Origin of the sequence: Simiaoa sunii (assembly GCF_014337175.1) — a bacterium.
Classification (GTDB): Bacteria; Bacillota; Clostridia; order Lachnospirales; family Lachnospiraceae; genus Acetatifactor; species Acetatifactor intestinalis.
Map to the genome: position 1 here is coordinate 2,423,850 of NZ_CP060633.1, position 16,793 is coordinate 2,440,642.

Annotated in this window: 14 protein-coding genes; 1 reads left to right on the forward strand and 13 read right to left on the reverse strand. The window is 48.9% G+C overall.

The window, feature by feature from the left end; all coding sequences use genetic code 11:
• Positions 1-132: 132 nt before the first annotated feature.
• From H9Q77_RS11095 to H9Q77_RS11110, 4 genes are all read right to left on the reverse strand, one after another.
• Positions 133-1,068: a M14 family metallopeptidase gene (locus tag H9Q77_RS11095; protein WP_022154534.1), complete on the reverse strand. Its 936-nt coding sequence runs from the start codon at positions 1,066-1,068 to the stop codon at positions 133-135.
• 7 nt (positions 1,069-1,075) lie between these two features.
• On the reverse strand, positions 1,076-2,005 hold the full coding sequence (locus H9Q77_RS11100; protein ID WP_022154533.1) for a M14 family metallopeptidase: 930 nt from the start codon (positions 2,003-2,005) through the stop codon (positions 1,076-1,078).
• A gap of 81 nt (positions 2,006-2,086) precedes the next feature.
• On the reverse strand, positions 2,087-2,671 hold the full coding sequence (locus H9Q77_RS11105; protein WP_022154532.1) for a TetR/AcrR family transcriptional regulator: 585 nt from the start codon (positions 2,669-2,671) through the stop codon (positions 2,087-2,089).
• A 24-nt stretch (positions 2,672-2,695) separates the two neighbouring features.
• A complete protein-coding gene (locus H9Q77_RS11110) occupies positions 2,696-3,169 on the reverse strand; it encodes a hypothetical protein (RefSeq protein WP_118552260.1) in 474 nt (157 codons plus the stop codon).
• Between the two features lie 188 nt (positions 3,170-3,357).
• On the opposite strand from H9Q77_RS11110, the gene H9Q77_RS11115 reads away from it, so the two are divergent.
• Positions 3,358-5,643, forward strand: a complete 2,286-nt coding sequence (locus H9Q77_RS11115) for a Crp/Fnr family transcriptional regulator (RefSeq protein ID WP_249325562.1) — start codon at positions 3,358-3,360, stop codon at positions 5,641-5,643.
• Between the two features lie 80 nt (positions 5,644-5,723).
• Here the strand turns inward: H9Q77_RS11115 and H9Q77_RS11120 are convergent, their stop codons facing one another.
• The 9 genes from H9Q77_RS11120 to H9Q77_RS11160 all read right to left on the reverse strand — a co-directional run bounded on the left by H9Q77_RS11120 (position 5,724) and on the right by H9Q77_RS11160 (position 16,777).
• Positions 5,724-6,155 (reverse strand): flavodoxin, encoded by a 432-nt coding sequence (locus H9Q77_RS11120; protein WP_249325564.1) that lies wholly within the window; start codon positions 6,153-6,155, stop codon positions 5,724-5,726.
• Between the two features lie 36 nt (positions 6,156-6,191).
• The gene (locus H9Q77_RS11125; RefSeq protein ID WP_118546546.1) at positions 6,192-6,794 is read right to left on the reverse strand and encodes a DUF3793 family protein; all 603 of its coding nucleotides are present in this window, start codon (positions 6,792-6,794) and stop codon (positions 6,192-6,194) included.
• Between the two features lie 104 nt (positions 6,795-6,898).
• A complete protein-coding gene (locus H9Q77_RS11130; RefSeq protein WP_249325565.1) occupies positions 6,899-8,185 on the reverse strand; it encodes a sensor histidine kinase in 1,287 nt (428 codons plus the stop codon).
• Entirely contained in the window at positions 8,182-8,889 is a 708-nt protein-coding gene (locus tag H9Q77_RS11135; protein WP_118546544.1) for a LytR/AlgR family response regulator transcription factor, read from the reverse strand. The genes H9Q77_RS11130 and H9Q77_RS11135 overlap by 4 nt, the downstream gene beginning before the upstream one ends.
• Before the next feature lie 28 nt (positions 8,890-8,917).
• On the reverse strand, positions 8,918-10,252 hold the full coding sequence (locus H9Q77_RS11140; protein ID WP_249325567.1) for a sensor domain-containing diguanylate cyclase: 1,335 nt from the start codon (positions 10,250-10,252) through the stop codon (positions 8,918-8,920).
• Between the two features lie 34 nt (positions 10,253-10,286).
• Positions 10,287-11,129: a glycerophosphodiester phosphodiesterase gene (locus H9Q77_RS11145; RefSeq protein WP_249325569.1), complete on the reverse strand. Its 843-nt coding sequence runs from the start codon at positions 11,127-11,129 to the stop codon at positions 10,287-10,289.
• Between the two features lie 72 nt (positions 11,130-11,201).
• A complete protein-coding gene (locus tag H9Q77_RS11150) occupies positions 11,202-13,886 on the reverse strand; it encodes a cation-translocating P-type ATPase (RefSeq protein ID WP_334298665.1) in 2,685 nt (894 codons plus the stop codon).
• Positions 13,887-13,956: 70 nt separating this feature from the next.
• A complete protein-coding gene (locus H9Q77_RS11155) occupies positions 13,957-15,984 on the reverse strand; it encodes a methyl-accepting chemotaxis protein (protein WP_249325571.1) in 2,028 nt (675 codons plus the stop codon).
• A gap of 226 nt (positions 15,985-16,210) precedes the next feature.
• Positions 16,211-16,777: a CAP domain-containing protein gene (locus tag H9Q77_RS11160; RefSeq protein WP_176862679.1), complete on the reverse strand. Its 567-nt coding sequence runs from the start codon at positions 16,775-16,777 to the stop codon at positions 16,211-16,213.
• Between the last annotated feature and the right edge of the window lie 16 nt (positions 16,778-16,793).

Below are 16,793 nucleotides of genomic sequence, written 5' to 3' on the forward strand. Positions count from 1 at the left end.
ATGCGAGCCTTTGACGAACATCTGATTATATTTACATGGTTCTGAATAGTATCATACCATTATAGCTTTTTTCCCACAATAGCAGAAAACAACAAATTTAGACCGATTTTACCTGCCTTTTTGAGCGGTTCGTCATTCATGCAGTCTGTGGATCAGCCGATAGGCAATATCCTTCTCGCTGATCAGTGCCTCCGTATGGGCAAAAAATACGATGCCGTCGGTGGGTGCCAGAATGGTCTCCCGTACCGATCCGTCGTAAGGATCTATGATCTCTGCCATCTCATTGCCGTAGCGTACATCGTCTCCCGCATGTACCTTCCCCCGGAAAATTCCCGCCCGGTTCGTATGTACATCGCTTAAGTCCTTTTCATATAATACATGACTGATATAGCCGGAATGGCTCTCGTACCGGATCAGTCCCATCCGCTTTAAGAATCGTAAGACCGCTGCTACAGCCTGCCTTGCGCTTGCCTCATCGATCTGGCTGTTCTGGTTCGTATAAACGGAAAAAGCTGCCGTCATCTCATCCTGCCAGTTATAATTCAGGGTCTTGGTATCAATAGGCACCGGTTTTCTCACCACCACATAGGGCAGTCCGAACAGATTTGCCAGAGAAGTATTCTGGTATCCCGTCTCCATCATACGCACATGCGGTACAAACTCTCCCGGCCGGTAGAAGGACGTAAACTGGATGCCGTATACGTAATCTTTGATCTCCGTAAGCAGTGCATTGGTCAGCCGGTCAGCCGGTTCCCCATAATCATTGCCCGGAAAACTCCGGTTAATGTCCGCTTCCTTAACGCCGAAAAAACGTCTGCTGATGTTCACGGAATAGGCATTAATGGTTGGGATCACCAGAATCTGTTTTCCGGCACTGATGCAGCCGTTATTCTCCAACTCCCGCAGTGTCTTCACCAGCTGGGAGCAGATATACATCTGCTGGATCTCATTACCTCTGGCTGCTCCCACGATGCATGCCGACTTTTCCCCCTTGCCGAACTGGAAGCCCTTTATATGCATATCTTCTCTGTAAGTCGAATGTATGGTATAAATATCTCTTTCAAACATAATTTTCTCACTCCGTCAGGATTCTCGCCAGCAGGTCTCCTTCATAGACCACCGGATATGCCCGCAGTGTAAACAGAAGTCCTCCCCGTTCGGTACGGATCTGCTGTTTTACCGTGCCCTCAAACGGGTCTACTACCTCCCCGATCAGATCTCCCTTTTTCACATAATGGTTGTGCTCGATCAACGGCAGGAACACACCGTCCACCGCGCTGCGGATAAATTCCACTTCGCCGTCACTGGATACCGCAGGCTCCTGTACTACAGGTTCCGGTCCCTCCCAGATGTCCATTTCACTCATGATGTGAAAAATTCCATCCACGATCTGGTTGCCGAAGGATCTGTGGATATCATGCCCCTGCCCCATTTCCAGTACCAGTGTAGGAACGCCCAGCAGATTCAGGGAATGCGCCAGGGTGGATTCGTGCACCGTGGCAGTAGCATTCATCCAGATCATATCGGCGTTGGTCATTTTCGCATAGGGAAGCAGGGCCTCGGCGAAATCCTCGCTGAGTCGCACCTGTGGGATCTCACGCACGAAAATATCACTGGCATGCAGATCCATGCAGATATCCGATCCAATAATGGAATCCACCACTGCTGCAGTGATCCGCTCCATCATATCCCCCGAAGCATCTCCCGGGAACATGCGGTTCATGTCCATCTCCAGTCTCGGCACCGTGCGGCTCGCCATATCGATCCCTAACGGATTCAATGCCGGATAGATGTCCACGATCCCCTTCAGATATTCCGGATGCTCCTTTACTCTTCTCGCCGTCTCATAACAGATATACTGCCCTTCCAGTTCATCTCCGTGGATACCGGAGACCAGGCTGATCCGGCGGCACTGTTTCGTCTCCTGCTCCGGACAGATCCGGTTCCTGCGGATTGCCAGATGCCCTCCTGCCGGAAGTTCCATACTGATGATCGATTCTATCATAACTTACCTCTCTGCTTACCTTCCTTTACAGCGAAAATGCTCCAGGAAATCTTCCCTGAAGCATCATCAAACGTTGTCTGCTTATTCTTCCACACCTAATCCACGCAACAGATACAGGATCTCTCGATCCACTGCCTCTGCTGTCACACCGATGGTCTGCGCCGAGATCTTCAGTCCTTCCAGGACAAACATGATATTTCTCGCGGTTCCTTCACAGTCCTCACACAAAAATTCACCGTTGTCCACTCCGGCTTCGATCAATTTCTCTATGATCTTCACTGCGGAATCAAACTGCTTCTTCAGAATGTTATCCCGCTTGGGCAGATCATTTTCAAAATAAAATTCATAGGTTGCCTGTGTCAGCGTATTTTTTTTGCGGAGAAGCTCCTTTTTCTGCTCCTTTAAAAACAGAAGAAGAATATCTGCTGCGGTAGCATCCTCCGTAATGCTGTCGGAGAATACATCATCCGCCTCTTCACTCTCCATGCGCAGCACTTCCATAAAAATCTGACTTGTACTCTCAAAATACAGATAAAGACCTCCGCGGCTGATATCGCAGGCTTCCACAATATCCTTCATTGTTACTTTTTTAAAGCCCTTCTCCATAAAGACATCTCTGGCTTTTTCTACAATGTACCGCTTTTTCTGTACTGATTTTTCTCCCATGAACCTTGTCCTGCCTTTCCCCACTCAGATCTTACCGTTTGCCGGTGATTTATCCCAAAATTCTATAATTTCCTGCATCTGTCTGATGACAAGGTAGAAAATCTGCTCCGATACCGCTTCACTCCACAGATTCCCCTTGGTCCTGCCGCCTAAAACATACTTCGACAGAATGCCTCTTAAGATGTCCCATTCTTTCCAGCCGGCTTTTTGAATCATATTCCGTTCGTCCTGATGGGTACAGATCCGATGTCTGGTATATATATATGCATAATTGCGATCCATCAGAGGACTCTTCCCGGCTTCCCGCACGAAATTCAAAAGCGTTCCGTCATATACCGGGAATGACACAGAATGGACTCCGATATCCTGCCCGCTGTACAGCGAACTGGCTTTTTTGCCGGCGCTCTGTTCCAGCCACGGCAGATAGGGAAGTAACGGTCTCACCGCCTGCTTATATGATTCCAGCAATTGTTCTCTGTATTCACTGCTCTGTTCCATAACCCCAACATACCTTTCCGTACACCATTTTCTACTGAAAATATCACTTTTTTCTTCGGTCGATATAAAAGTGACACATATGTATTTTTATTTTATCACATTTCTATCAAAAGTACAGTAGAAAATTGTTGGTATTATGGTGTATAATTGATTATCATAAGGTTTCCGAATGAAGAAGAGGTACTGGAATGGCTGGAATTGTATTAGAGAAAGGTAAAACTATATATAGCTATGGGCAGCCAATGACGGCACTGCACCTGATCACAAGCGGCAGGGTGGATGTCTCCTATCCGGGCGGTTCTTATCCGCTGGGCAAGGGAGATGTCATCGGCATCTGTGAGATCTGCTCCGAGATCCATCTGCTCAGTTACACCACTCTGGAGGATACCACGATCCTGACCTATCCTTTGACCAGTCTGGATTCCCTGAACGATATTCTGCAAAAGCATCCGGATGTAGCCAGGCTTTTTTTATTGTCCTGTTTTCGACAGATCAATATTCTGTTAAACCGCAGCTCGATCTCTGAGTTAAACTGCAGTGAGCTCTACCGCACCCTGAACGATGATATCTCCACCTATAAATCCCTGTGTGACCGCTATCGCATACCGGCACGTTCTCTGGAGCATTTCGATGAACTCAATGCTTTTCTGGGAGACGATTCACCGGATATCTGGCTGAATGGGTATTACATGGGTTTAAACCATATCCTGGCCTCCGACAATTACCGCATCATGGTTCAGGAAGTGGATCTTCCCATCGGCATGCTCCGCAAGGGAAGTCTGGATTTCCGGCGCACCTATCAGAGTCTGGAGGAGCAGTTCCACTATCTGCAGCAGATCGGTGGATTTTACTTCCGGGAATCCGGCAATGACCTTTTTGATTTTTACACCTCGCTGTATTACAAGCTCGGGCAGGATAACGAAGACAGTAAAGTAGTGTACGATCGTATTCAGCGGATGCTGTCCAAGGCCGGAGATCTCTTTTTCATAGATCAGAATCTGTTCACCTCCAGAGCCCAGAGTTTCCAGAGCAGTCTGAGCCTTATGGGATCGGCAGACTCCGCGGATTCCGGTTCTTCAGATGATTCCGAGATTCTCGGCAGGCTGGCAGGTTCTCTGAATACGATTTTGGAATATGCCGGTCCCGATCTGGATACTGTGGCCAGTTTCCGTCAACATGTGCATGCTTACAAGCTGCTCTCCGACCGCAGTTCCCAAGATCAGGAAGTTGCACTGCTTCGCAGGCAGCTGACCGAAGAATTCTACCTGCTGTATTCGCTCCTGTTCACCCAGACACTTAAACAGCCGGACATTCCCATGCCGGTGCGGATGTTTTTATATTTCGGCTATGTGGACGAGGAACTGGCTGGTCTGAAAAATGCAGTGATCCTGTATCGTCTGGCGGAAGCCATGACCGACCACAGTACTGCCGGAGTCTACACTTTTTATGACTGGCTGATGGCGATCTTCCGCGGACAGAAATCTCCCAGCCGGAACGAATTCGATCAGGATTATTCCGACTATATCCATAAGCAGAAAGTGGGCGGCAACATTACTGATGCTGAGCTGAGAGCCCTGGAGAACAATGCTATGGCAAAGGTCAATTACGAGCTTAAGAATATGTTCCCCCAGGTCAATAAGATCACTTTCGGACGGATCACCACATTCTGTCCGCTGTTCTGTGCGGATGATGTGCTGAAAGATCTGGAAAACTCCTATGTCACCGTATCCCGCGTGTCGCAGATCCTCGAAGAGATCCGCCTGGTGGATTACACCGCTTTCTACCGGGAAAGTCTGGATATGGCGCACTTAGATGTCATGGGCAAGGAAACGATACATTTAGAATATCTGCCGGATATCATCCTCATGCCGAATGTCGGCATCCGCGGTGTCATGTGGCAGGAGATCGAAGGTAAACGCCGGAACAGTCCGGGACGTATGGTATTCTCCATTTTCCACATGGAGGATCTGAAGACTACTTTCACCCACCTCACCGGAGAATTCCGCTGGGAGCTGTGCAAGAGAGTCCAGGGCAACCGTTGGAACGATGTCTCCGTAAGTTCCCTGACCAGCGAATATTTCGATTATATTCAGTTCTATCGCAAGAATCATGATCTGAGCACTGAAGCTAAGGAAAAAGTGAAATCCAGCTTACAGCGTGCCAAGAACAGCTTCAAAGAAATGTTCGTAAGAGATTATATGATCTGGGTATTGTTCGAAGGTGCCGGATCCCCGAGGCTGAACAAGGTGGCCCGTCAGATCATGTTCACCTATTGCCCGTTCCCGGAGGATATCTGCAATACACTTGCACAGAATCCGCTGTATAGCGAGCTTTTAGACCGTCGTAAGATCAAGGTGGCACAGGGACTGCATCATCTGGATGTGTTGACCCGTAAGCTGCAAAATGGCAACATCCCGGTTCCCGAGACCGTGGAGCAGGAGCGCTATTATATCAGCGGCAGTAAAAAATCTTAATTCCGACAGCAAAAAGGATCCGGCATCTCGCATGTCGAATCCTTTTTCTATGTGCTGTATTTTATGTTCTCACATTACCATTATGCATCAGCCAGCTGTCTGCCCAGTTCCCTGCATGCATTCAATCCGTCCTCTTCCGGAGTTTCATGGCAGATCAGTCCTTCGCCGTTTAACACCGTTGCTCCCGCTGCTTCCATGCGGGTGGTCCAGTCTCTCATCCACTCACCGTCTCCCCATCCGTAAGAACCGAACAGCGCAATCTTTTTCCCGGAAGCAAAGCCTTCTACATCGCATACAAAGGGTTCCATCTCCGCTTCTTCCAGCACCTCTGCGCCCATGGCCGGACATCCCAGAGCAAATTTGGGTGCCGCCTTCAGTGCTTCTATATCCGCTCCTGTCACGAATACTACTTCCGCTTCTTTTCCAGCCTCCCGGATTCCCTCTCCGATGGCTTCCGCCATTGCCTGGGTATTGCCGCCCTGTGTCCAAAATACTACATAAATCTTATCCATTTCATTTTCCTCCGTTTTCCGCACTTTTTGTTCCTTTTATGCTGCTGTACTTCCGCAGATCTCTATGATCTCCGTCATTTTTAATCCATAATGCAGCAGCTGAATCAAATTTTCCTTTGCATATTCATATTTTTCAAAAAGCCGCAGTTTCCTCTCTTTATCCGCATATACCTTCCAGTACCCGGTACAGAGGCATTTTTTCCCACGGTGTCTGATGAATCCTTCCACATCCTCCGGTGGATACCCCAAAAGTAACCCCAGCTCATGGGGAAAATCATTTTTGGTTTCTGCATAAGCCTCATACTTTTCGCACAAGACCGGCAGAATATCTTCCAGCAGACAGGAAGGATACCCTTCCTCTGTCAGCAGCTTCTGTACCTGCATCATTCGCAGATATTTCTCCAGCCGTTCCTTTTGATACAGCAGTATGACTGTTTTTTCTTCCGTTTCCAATAACGGATACATGGAAATAAAACTTCCTGAGATGATCTTCTCTACCAGACAAAAGCCGTCCGATGAAATCGTCAGCAGATTGGATATTTTAAGTCCTGTAATAAGCGGTGCGCACTGCAATGCCAGCTGCAATTCCACATCGTCTGTTTTCATTCCGCACAGGATCTCCCATGTTTCCTGACTCAAAAATTGCTCACCTCCTGTATATTGTTTTAGTTAGTTGCTCCTAACTCATATAAATAATAAATAAAAAAGCAGTTCCTGTCAAGGAAACTGCCTGATAGAAATTCTCAAAAATTCTCTACGGTAACATCCACCCGGAAGCTTCCTTCGCCGGGCTGTACATCGATCTGTCCATGATTACGTTCCACCAGGTCATGCAGGATCTCCAGTCCATAGCCTTTTCTCCTCGGCCTTCCGGGAAGCTTTTTTGCTCTGCTGTTCTCCACGCAGATATGCAGATAGTCCCCTTTTACCGCTGCCTTTACGGACAGAAACGCTTCCTGTCTCTCCGTCATTTCCGCTGCTGCCACAGCATTTCTGGTCAGATTTGACAGAATACTACAAACAGCCACCGGATCCAGTTTCAGTTTTTGAGGAATCTCCAGATCATACTGGAAGTCTATCTTGTGCTCCCGGCAGGCTCTCTCGGTCTCTCCCATGATGGCATTAAATACAGGGTCACCGCAATAGAGGTATTCCGTCGTAGCCGCCACCGTATCGGTCAATGTCTCCAGCATTTTTTCCGCCTTCTCATATTCCCCCTGATGCAACAGCTCCTGCAGCACCATCTGCTGGTTGCGCATGTCATGCCGGATCTTGGCGAATTCTTCCCGCCTGTTTTCAATCTCATGATAGTGATTCTCGGCAATTTCCCAGGTACTCTGTACCTCGCTGAGACGAAGTTTCAACTCCTGCAGCTGTTGCTGGCGAAGCAGGGTATACAACAGCACACCGTCTGCAACGGAACCGAGTATCGCTGCCGTCAGTATACATCCGGTATGCAGTGTCAGATTCTGAAATACCTGCTCATTGATCGCAGTGATCATAAGCAGCTGGCTGACAGGAAATACACTGAACACAATAATAATACTGACGTCAAATGATTCTTTTTCGACAATTTTCTTCCATACGACCAGAAAAATCAGAAAAAATATGGCTGTCACTGTCAATACTACCGATAACAGCAATACCATTGTCGGTGTATAGTAAGATAATTGTGGCTTTTGCTCCATATACTTGTTCAAAATACCAATACTGAGCATTTCCGCAAGCATTGCTATCAGATATTCACATACCATAAACAGAACCTTCTGTCCGAAGGTTCCCTTCAGAAATACAGCTGCATATGCTACGGTGACGATACCGACCGCTATCATGGTGCCATAACGAACAAGCACATTATCGTTAAACAAAAATTTCAGTGCAGCTACCGGCAGCTGTGCTGCCATCAGGCCCAGAATGATGCCTGCCTGTCTGACACTATCCTTGCGCGGTTCAAACGCATAAGCAACCACCATGCAGTCCAGCCACAGATACGCGATCCACAACAGGATACACATTATATAGCATATCATAGCATTGCCCTCATATAACGAAAATATTTATCTCTGGAAGCACTGTATCTGGTCTTGCTGACAGGAAGCACGGTCCCGTCCTGCAGTGTAACCTCCTTCATCTCAATCCTGCGGATATACTGCATATTCACCAAAAAGCTTTTATGTACCCGCAGAAAATCCTTGTGCAGCTTTTTCTCATAGACATCCAGCTTTTCATATAAAGAGACTTCTCCGGAAATTGTATGTATCAACAGCTGATGCGCATTGCTCTCTATATACCGGATCTGACTGTTAGCAATTTTCTCCGTGATTCCTCCATGCTGCAGGATCAGTGCCTCGCTGCTGAATATTTTTTCTCTGACTTTGTCCAAAAGCTTTTCCAGATGTTCCTTCCGGACCGGTTTTACCAGGAAACCGCACAGATTGACCTTCTCCCAGAAGATTTTCTCAGAAAATTTGTCATTATATGCCGTCACAAAAATAAATCTGGTCTGTGGACTGCGTGCGTTATATTGCGCCGCATACGCTATCCCATCCTGCTCATTGCCCTCCCATTCGATATCCATCAGCACGAGATCATAACCCATGCCGTTTTCCAATGCCTCAGAGAGCTGAGACAGATCCTGGTAGTATTCTGTTCTGCTGATTCCCGGATATCCTGCAAGCAACCGCTTCATACTATCCAGGCAGCCTTTGTCATCATCACATACCGCTATTTTCATCCGGTTCTCCTAACGATCATATGCGGGCTTACTGTCTTCTGCGGTTCAATCCGCTCTTCCTATAATATTCTGCCTTGTCCTGATACATACGCCGCTCCGGTTCTGTCAGGAGATGATCAAATCCAACTGATCCGAGCGTATTCACTGCGGCACCGACCGCCATGGTGACATGCTCCCGGTCCAATTCTGCCCGCAGTTCCTCTACTTCACGGTACAGTTCTCCCTCCTCCATGCCTCTGCACAGAGCTACGAATTCATCTCCGCCGATGCGGAACAGGTCGAATTCCTTCAAGGTTCCCCGCAGGCAGTCACAGGCTCTGAGGATCAATTGATCTCCTTTCGAATGTCCTTCTTCATCATTGACACGCTTCAGACCGGTAACATCGCAATACACCACACCAATCTTCGTCTGAGGCAGAATCCCCGACACATATTTTTCCATGGCATAACGGTTCCCAAATCCGGTCAACGGATCCGTATAGCTCATGATCTCCAGCCTTCTCACGAGATTACGGCGTCTTATGGAAGATACAATAAAATGTCCCATGATCTGCAGGATCTCCGATGCAAAATCGATATATTTTGCCGGAGGGTTATCCACTCCATAGAAACCGATCACTTTTTCATCATCATATAATGGTACGACTACTAATGAATGAATATTCTGTTTCGACAGTACTTCATACATCTCGGGATCTGTATCCCGGATCTCGCTCAGGTTCTCTGTCACAATATTCTGATACCCCGCGAACTTCTGATACCACTGGTCACAAACCTCCGGAGGCAGATCCTGCAGATTATCCTTTTCCGGTGTCACGCCTTTCGCTGCCCACTCATATGTATTATCATCATGACCATGATCATTTTTTTCAAAAATATAGGTACGGTCTGCCTCCATTGTTTTCCCAAGAAGCTCCAGCAATACCTCCAAAGTCTGATTCGGAGTTTCCTGTCTGAGTGCAACACGGATCGCCTGATTCATTGCTGCTTCCATTTTATGGTAATCCATAGAGGTTTCCCTGTCCCCGGAATGCCCACAGTCAATAGCGATCTCCATGCGCAGCATTCTGCCATCGTCTTCCACCAGGGTATCCTTGATACGGAAATCCGTTTTTACCACCGGATTGTAATATTCCCATTCCTTAAAATAGCCGGGTCTGAGCTGCTCATTATTGCAGATACTGCAGGGAGCGGAATTCCCCTGTAACACCTCATAGCACTTTAACCCGACAATCTCTTCCTTACTCTGAAAGCCATAGCTCTTCAAAGCTTTTTGATTCATATATACTAATTGATTCGTCTCCGGATCCGATACATACACATACTCATCCAGATGTTCAAAAAATTCCCATATTTTTCCCATGTCTAACCTCTTTCATCCCCTCATACCTAACAATTTAGTATACACTTTCAAACGCTTTGCGGCAAGCATTTTCTCTCAAAAATGCCTGTAGCAGGCGCACATCGTCCGTGACAATTCCATCCGCTCCGCTATTCACAATCTGCCGCATGGCACCGGAGGTGTTGGCTGTCCAGCCATATACGGATTTTCCTTCGTAATGGATGGCTTCCACCATGTCTGTTGTAAGATTTTTCCCTTCGATGCTATAGCTGTCCGCATAATCCAGATCATAGTCATCCTCTCCCAGATCATGGGCAATATATACTGTGGAGATGTCCTGCTCCAGTTCCTTTACTCTCTGCAGGATTCCCCTATTCATGGATCCTATGATGCATTCGTCCACCATATCATACTCCTGAAGCAGCGCAAGGACATTCTCCTCCAGTTCCTGCTCCTGCCCGGTGTATTTTAATTCGATCATTAATGTGATCCGGTCCCCGGCACAGGCAAGCATCTCTTCCAGTGTCGGGATCTGTTCTCCTCTGTATGCTGCAGAAAATGTACTTCCCACTTCCAGTGTAGAAAGCACGTCTGCCTCTGTATCCCACACACAGACATCCTCGCCCGCAGTACGCTTGAAATTGCTGTCATGCATCACGATCAGTGTCCCGTCGGATAACTGCTGTACATCGATCTCGGCGATGGGGGCTCCGTCCCGGATGGCCTGCTTTAGTGCTGCAAGCGTATTCTCCGGTGCCACCTTTGCTCCTGCCCTGTGCGCCACCACGATCATGGGAGTGTCTTTACCGGCTGCCAACACCTGCGGCAGCACACCATAGGTCAGAAAATAAACGAACAGAAGCATTACAATTGCTGTTTTCCGGATTGTTTTCATCATTTTGCCCTCCCACGATAGTTTATGATCAATTTTATTGTAACAATTGAGCATAAACTCCATGCGAGGATTTTGTTAATTTTTTGTAAACAACACTATCACCTCATGCGCAAACAGTGGAAATGCTGCCAGTACACTTAACAGAAGCCACTCCTGTCCCGACAGATGCGACGTGCCGAAAGCCCGGATGAGAAATGGAATCTCCGTCACGGCAAACTGCAGGATGAAACCGATGATACATGCTGCCACCATCAGCAGATTATCCCGGGGGCTCATGGCAAATACGGACTTCTGTACATCACGCATGCCGATGGCATGATATAGCTGGCACATTCCCAGCACAGTAAATGCATAGGTCTGAGATTTCGCCAGTATCTGTTCCCTGGACATCAGTTCCCTGAGGCGTTCTACCCAGGTAAACGGATTGCCCACAAGCTCCCCTTCCGCCGCCAGGATCCCGCAGGGAAGCACCAGAAATGCCGCCAGTCCGATCACGGTGATCAATGCTCCATAGAACAACGTACATGCTATTCCTCCTCTGGCAAACAGGCTCTCCGATGCTTTTCTGGGCGGGCAGCGCATCAGGCTTTTGCTGTCATTTTTATCCACTCCCAACGCCAGTGCCGGAAGGGAATCCGTGATCAGATTGATCCAAAGGATATGGCTGGATTTTAATGGAGATGCCAGCCCCATTGCCACCGCCACAAACATGGTCATCAGTTCTCCCAGGTTGGACGATAGCAGAAAAATCACCGATTTCCGGATATTCTCATAGACACCTCTGCCTTCCTCGATGGCTTTTTCAATGGTGGCAAAATTATCATCTGCAAGGATCATATCCGCTGCCTGTTTGGCGACATCCACTCCGGTTCCCATAGCGACACCAATATCCGCCGCTTTTAAGGAGGGGGCATCATTGACCCCGTCACCGGTCATCGCCACGATCTCCCCATTTAGCTGTAGCCCTTTCACGATCCGCACCTTCTGTGCAGGCGTGACTCTTGCATAGACTCTTAAGTCCTTAATTCTCTTTAAAAAAGAAGTGTCATCCAGCCGTTCCAGTTCTCTGCCCGTAATACACTGGCTGCGGTGTCCCGCGATCCCCAGCTGTCTGGCAATGGCATAGGCAGTATCCACATGATCTCCCGTGATCATCACCGTGGTCACCCCCGCATGACGGAAGATCTCCACGGCTTCCCCAGCCTCCGGTCTGGCAGGATCCCGCATTCCCACGATACCAAGGAACGTCATTCCCTCTTCCCCACCTCTGCAGTCTTCACTCTGTGCCGCTGCCAGTGTCCGAAGAGAGAGGGAATTCATCCGTTCCACAGCCTCACCTATCCGCTTCCGCTGCGCGGAGGTCATGGGAATGCTCCTTCCTTCCTGTAAAATATGGGTACAGTGCTGCAGGATCACATCCGGAGCCCCTTTGGTATAGGCAATCCCTCTCCCGGATCTGCCACCGGGAAGCCTATGACAGGTCGTCATCATTTTCCGCTCGGAATCAAAGGGAATCTCATCAAAGCGGGGATACTGCCGCTCCAGCCGCTCTCTCTGCAGACCGTATTTCGCCCCAAAGTCTAAAAGTGCCAGCTCCGTGGGATCTCCGATGCGCTGCTCTCCCCGCAGCGAAGCATCATTACACAAAAGCATCCCTCTCAACAGCTCCGGCAGAATGCGGTGTTCCCCTCTGCCACCTGTCCCCGTGACATCCTCCATCACGTCGTACCACCAGCATTTCTCCACAGTGAGTCGATTCTGGGTAAGTGTTCCTGTCTTATCCGAACAGACCACACTGACCGCTCCCAGTGTCTCCACCGAAGGAAGTCTTCGAATGATGGTGTGCACTTTGACCATTCTGGTCACTGACAGGGCCAGGCAGATCGTGACTACTGCCGGCAGCCCTTCCGGTACTGCGGCAACCGCAAGTGAGATCGCTACCAGAAGCATCTCCGGAATATTTCTATGTTGAAATACCGCCAGCAAAAACAGTCCGGCGCACAACCCCAGAGAGAGAATACTCAATAGCTTCCCCAGATCTCCCAGCCGCTTCTGTAATGGTGTCATCTCATCTTCCGTATCCGTGATCATGGAAGCGATCCTGCCGATCTCCGTATCCATGCCGGTGGCCACCACCAGCCCTTCCCCATGACCGTTCGTCACCACTGTGGACATATAGACCATATTGCCCCGTTCGGTTAACGGGATCTCTTGCCTGCAGTCTGCCAGGAACAGGGCATCTTTCTCCACCGGGACGGATTCTCCGGTGAGCGCGGATTCTTCCACCTGGAGGTTCGCACTTCTGGTCAGTCTGATATCCGCCGGAACCCGTGCCCCTGCCTCAAGCTCCACCAGATCTCCCGTCACCAGTTCCGCCGCAGGGATCTCTCTTCGGATGCCGTCGCGGATCACAATCGTCCGGGGAGTAGTAAGTTTTCTTAACGCTTCCAGTGCTTTTCGAGCTTTTCCCTCCTGGAGCATTCCCACCAGCGCATTTACCAGGACCACCGTACCGATAATCAAGGCATCGCTGACTTCTCCCAGGAGAATGGATACCACTGCTGCAATCAATAATATGTAGATCAGCGGATCCTTCAACTGCTCCAGAAAAAGCTGTATCTTTGTCTTTTTCCGCGCAGCTCTCATCTCGTTCCTGCCATTTTGCCGTAAACGACGAAAGGCCTCACCTTCGGTAAGACCTTTCACTGTGTCACTATTTAGTTTACTTATGGTTTCCTGTATATTCTGCTTCTCGAACACGGCTGCTCTCCAATGCTTGTTTCTATGCATTGTATGCGGAAATGTCCGGCTTGATGATAACCGTCACCGATTATTTCTCGCTTCTTAACTGGAAAGCATCTGTCAGTTCGTTCATGTTGGTCGCTTGGGCAGACAGTTCTTCACTGGTAGCGGAAGTCTCCTCTGCGGTAGCGGAGTTGTTCTGTACCACCGTAGATATCTGCTCGATGCCCTGTTCGATCTGGGCCATGGCATCTGCCTGTGCATTGGATTCTTCCATGGCTTTCTTGGACTCGTTCGCCAGATCCTCAATACCTTCCACCACTTTCTGCAAAGCTTCCGCCGTTTTATCCGTGATCTGATTTCCTTTTTCAATCTCCTGCAACGAGGTTTCGATCAGTTCCCTGGTATGTACCGCGGACTGTGCACTGTCATCCGCAAGCTTCCGGATCTGTTCAGCCACCACGGCGAAACCTCTTCCGGCTTCCCCCGCTCGGGCAGCTTCAATTGCTGCATTCAGGGACAACAGATTCGTCTGGGATGCGATATCCTCGATCTCACCGATAATATCACTGATCTGCTTGGAAGTCTCATTGATCCGCTGCATGGCATCGGTCAGTCCCTTCATCTCTTCTCCACTGGTTCTGGCCTGTTGCTGATATTCCATTGCCTTCTCATAAGATGCTCCGAGAGCCTTGGCATTTTTCTCCACGATCTCAGTGACGTTCGTAATGGTCGCCTGCAGTTCCTCCACAGAACCGGCCTGGTCTGTAGCACCCTCTGCCAGTCCCTGTGCGGCATCCGCCATCTGACCCGCGCCGGCAGACACCTGGCTTACCGCATTTTTGATCTCACCCAGTGTCTCACTGAGCTTATGATTCAGCTTGCGGATAGACTCCAGTAATCCGCTGAAATCTCCTATGTAGGCTTCCCTGCAATTACTTACGATCGCAAAATTGCCCTCAGACATTTCTCCCAACAGATAGTCCGTATCACCGATTACCTGCTGCAAATTATCGGAAAGGCTGGCGGTCGCCTCCGCAAGTATCTGCAGCTCATCGCCGGTCTCTACCTTCGGTGCCGGAGTATGCAGATCACCCTGTGCTAACAGCTGTATTCTGTCTGTGCACTGTGCCACCGGCTCCCCGATACGCTGTCCGATCTGTTGTGCCTTGTAAATGCTGTATGCCACTGCGATCACACCGATCGCAGCACCTATGATAATGCCTGTTACAACGGAACCCAGGAAATCCGTAACCGGTGCATCTACAGCCACCATCCAGCCGTTAGTACCATCAATCGGGGCATACGCCTGTAATGTATAAGCACCTTTTCTGAAATAGGTTCCGTATCCTGTCTCACCCTTAAGCATCTGCTGCTCTATTTTAGCAATTCCCTTCAGTGAGCTGTCTGTCTGTGACAATTCAATATTATTTTTCTGCTCCTGGGCAATGGCGGAATCACTATGTGCGATCGTAATACCCGTAGACCCCAACAGGTAGCATCCGGAATGCTCACTGATAGAAATGGCTGCGCAAATATCATTTAAGAACTCCGGATCCGGTACTACAAATACCACGCCGATGATCTCACCGTCTTTATCTCCGCCTTCATAGACGGGTGCAGATATGATCACGCTGAGTTTTCCGTCTGTCTTGGCAATTACGGGATCCGATACCACCACTTCTCCCTGCATGGACCGTTTAAAATACTCACGATCATTATAATCCGTTCCGTCAGCGGCACAGATACCATTACTTCCGATCAGCTTCCCCCTGACCATTCCATAAGCTTCCACGCGCTGATTAATATACTCCTGCTTCTGTGCCGGTGTAAATACAGCCGCGGAAAGCTGATAGCTGCATCCCAGCTCAGATACGATCGTCTCCGATACCGTTAATTCCTGACGGATCCGATCCGCTGACAGCTTTGCGATCTCCTGCATATCAGCCTTCAGTCTGCTCAGGGTACCTGACAGATTCATGATCATAGACACAATGACCAATGATACGATCGATAGCAATACCAGCCGCCGGATTGCCTTCTGCAGCCGCTCGCGGATCGTGGTCTTACCATTGGTCTGACGCTTTTGTCCCTTCTGTGTAGTTTTTGCACTCATAATGTACCTCTTTTCTCCGGCGAGATGTCTCTCCACCTTCTCAAGCCGGCATTTTTCTGCAATGCTGCTAACACTACTGCTGTATCACCATTATAACATTTTCCGAACCTTTTTGCTACCTTATGAGTGCAAAGAAAGAGTTAATATTTCAAAAAATATCAACTCTTTCCCTGTTTTGTCTGTTTATTTATATTTTTCTGTCCCATTAGGCAGAAACTTTTTGGGATCAATAACCAAATTCTTGTGCAAAATACAGTTTTCCACCTGTCTCATAGACAGCAATGCTGCAGGTCGTAAAATCGCCTGCCAGGATATTCGCTGCATGGGTGGGAGAAGCCATCCAGGCATCTACCACGCTCTGTGCGGAATCATATCCCTTCGCCAGGTTCTCACCCCACATCAGTTCACTGTTCACGGTATACCAGTCTCTGCCGTTCGGTCTGGTATGAGAGAATTTGGAAGCAGCTTCCTGTGCTCTTACCATAGCGCAGGACTCCAGTCCGTTGCTCCAGGTAAGCTCCGCAAGTCCATTCTCTGCTCTCTTCGCATTCACCAGTGCCAGTGCATCGGTTGCCATGGTGCGAAGTTCATTTGCACGTGCAATCTCTGCTTCGCTCATGCCGGCTCTCTGTACAGATCCTGCCAGCGCCACCGCCTCTTCATCGAACCATACGGTTCCGTCACTGTCCGCCGGATCACGACTGACAGAGGACAGATCTGCATTCCTGCCGCAGCCTGCCAGGCTAAGCATCATGATTACTGTCAGAATCAGACTCATCCATCTTTTTTTCATTTGTTTACCCTCTTTC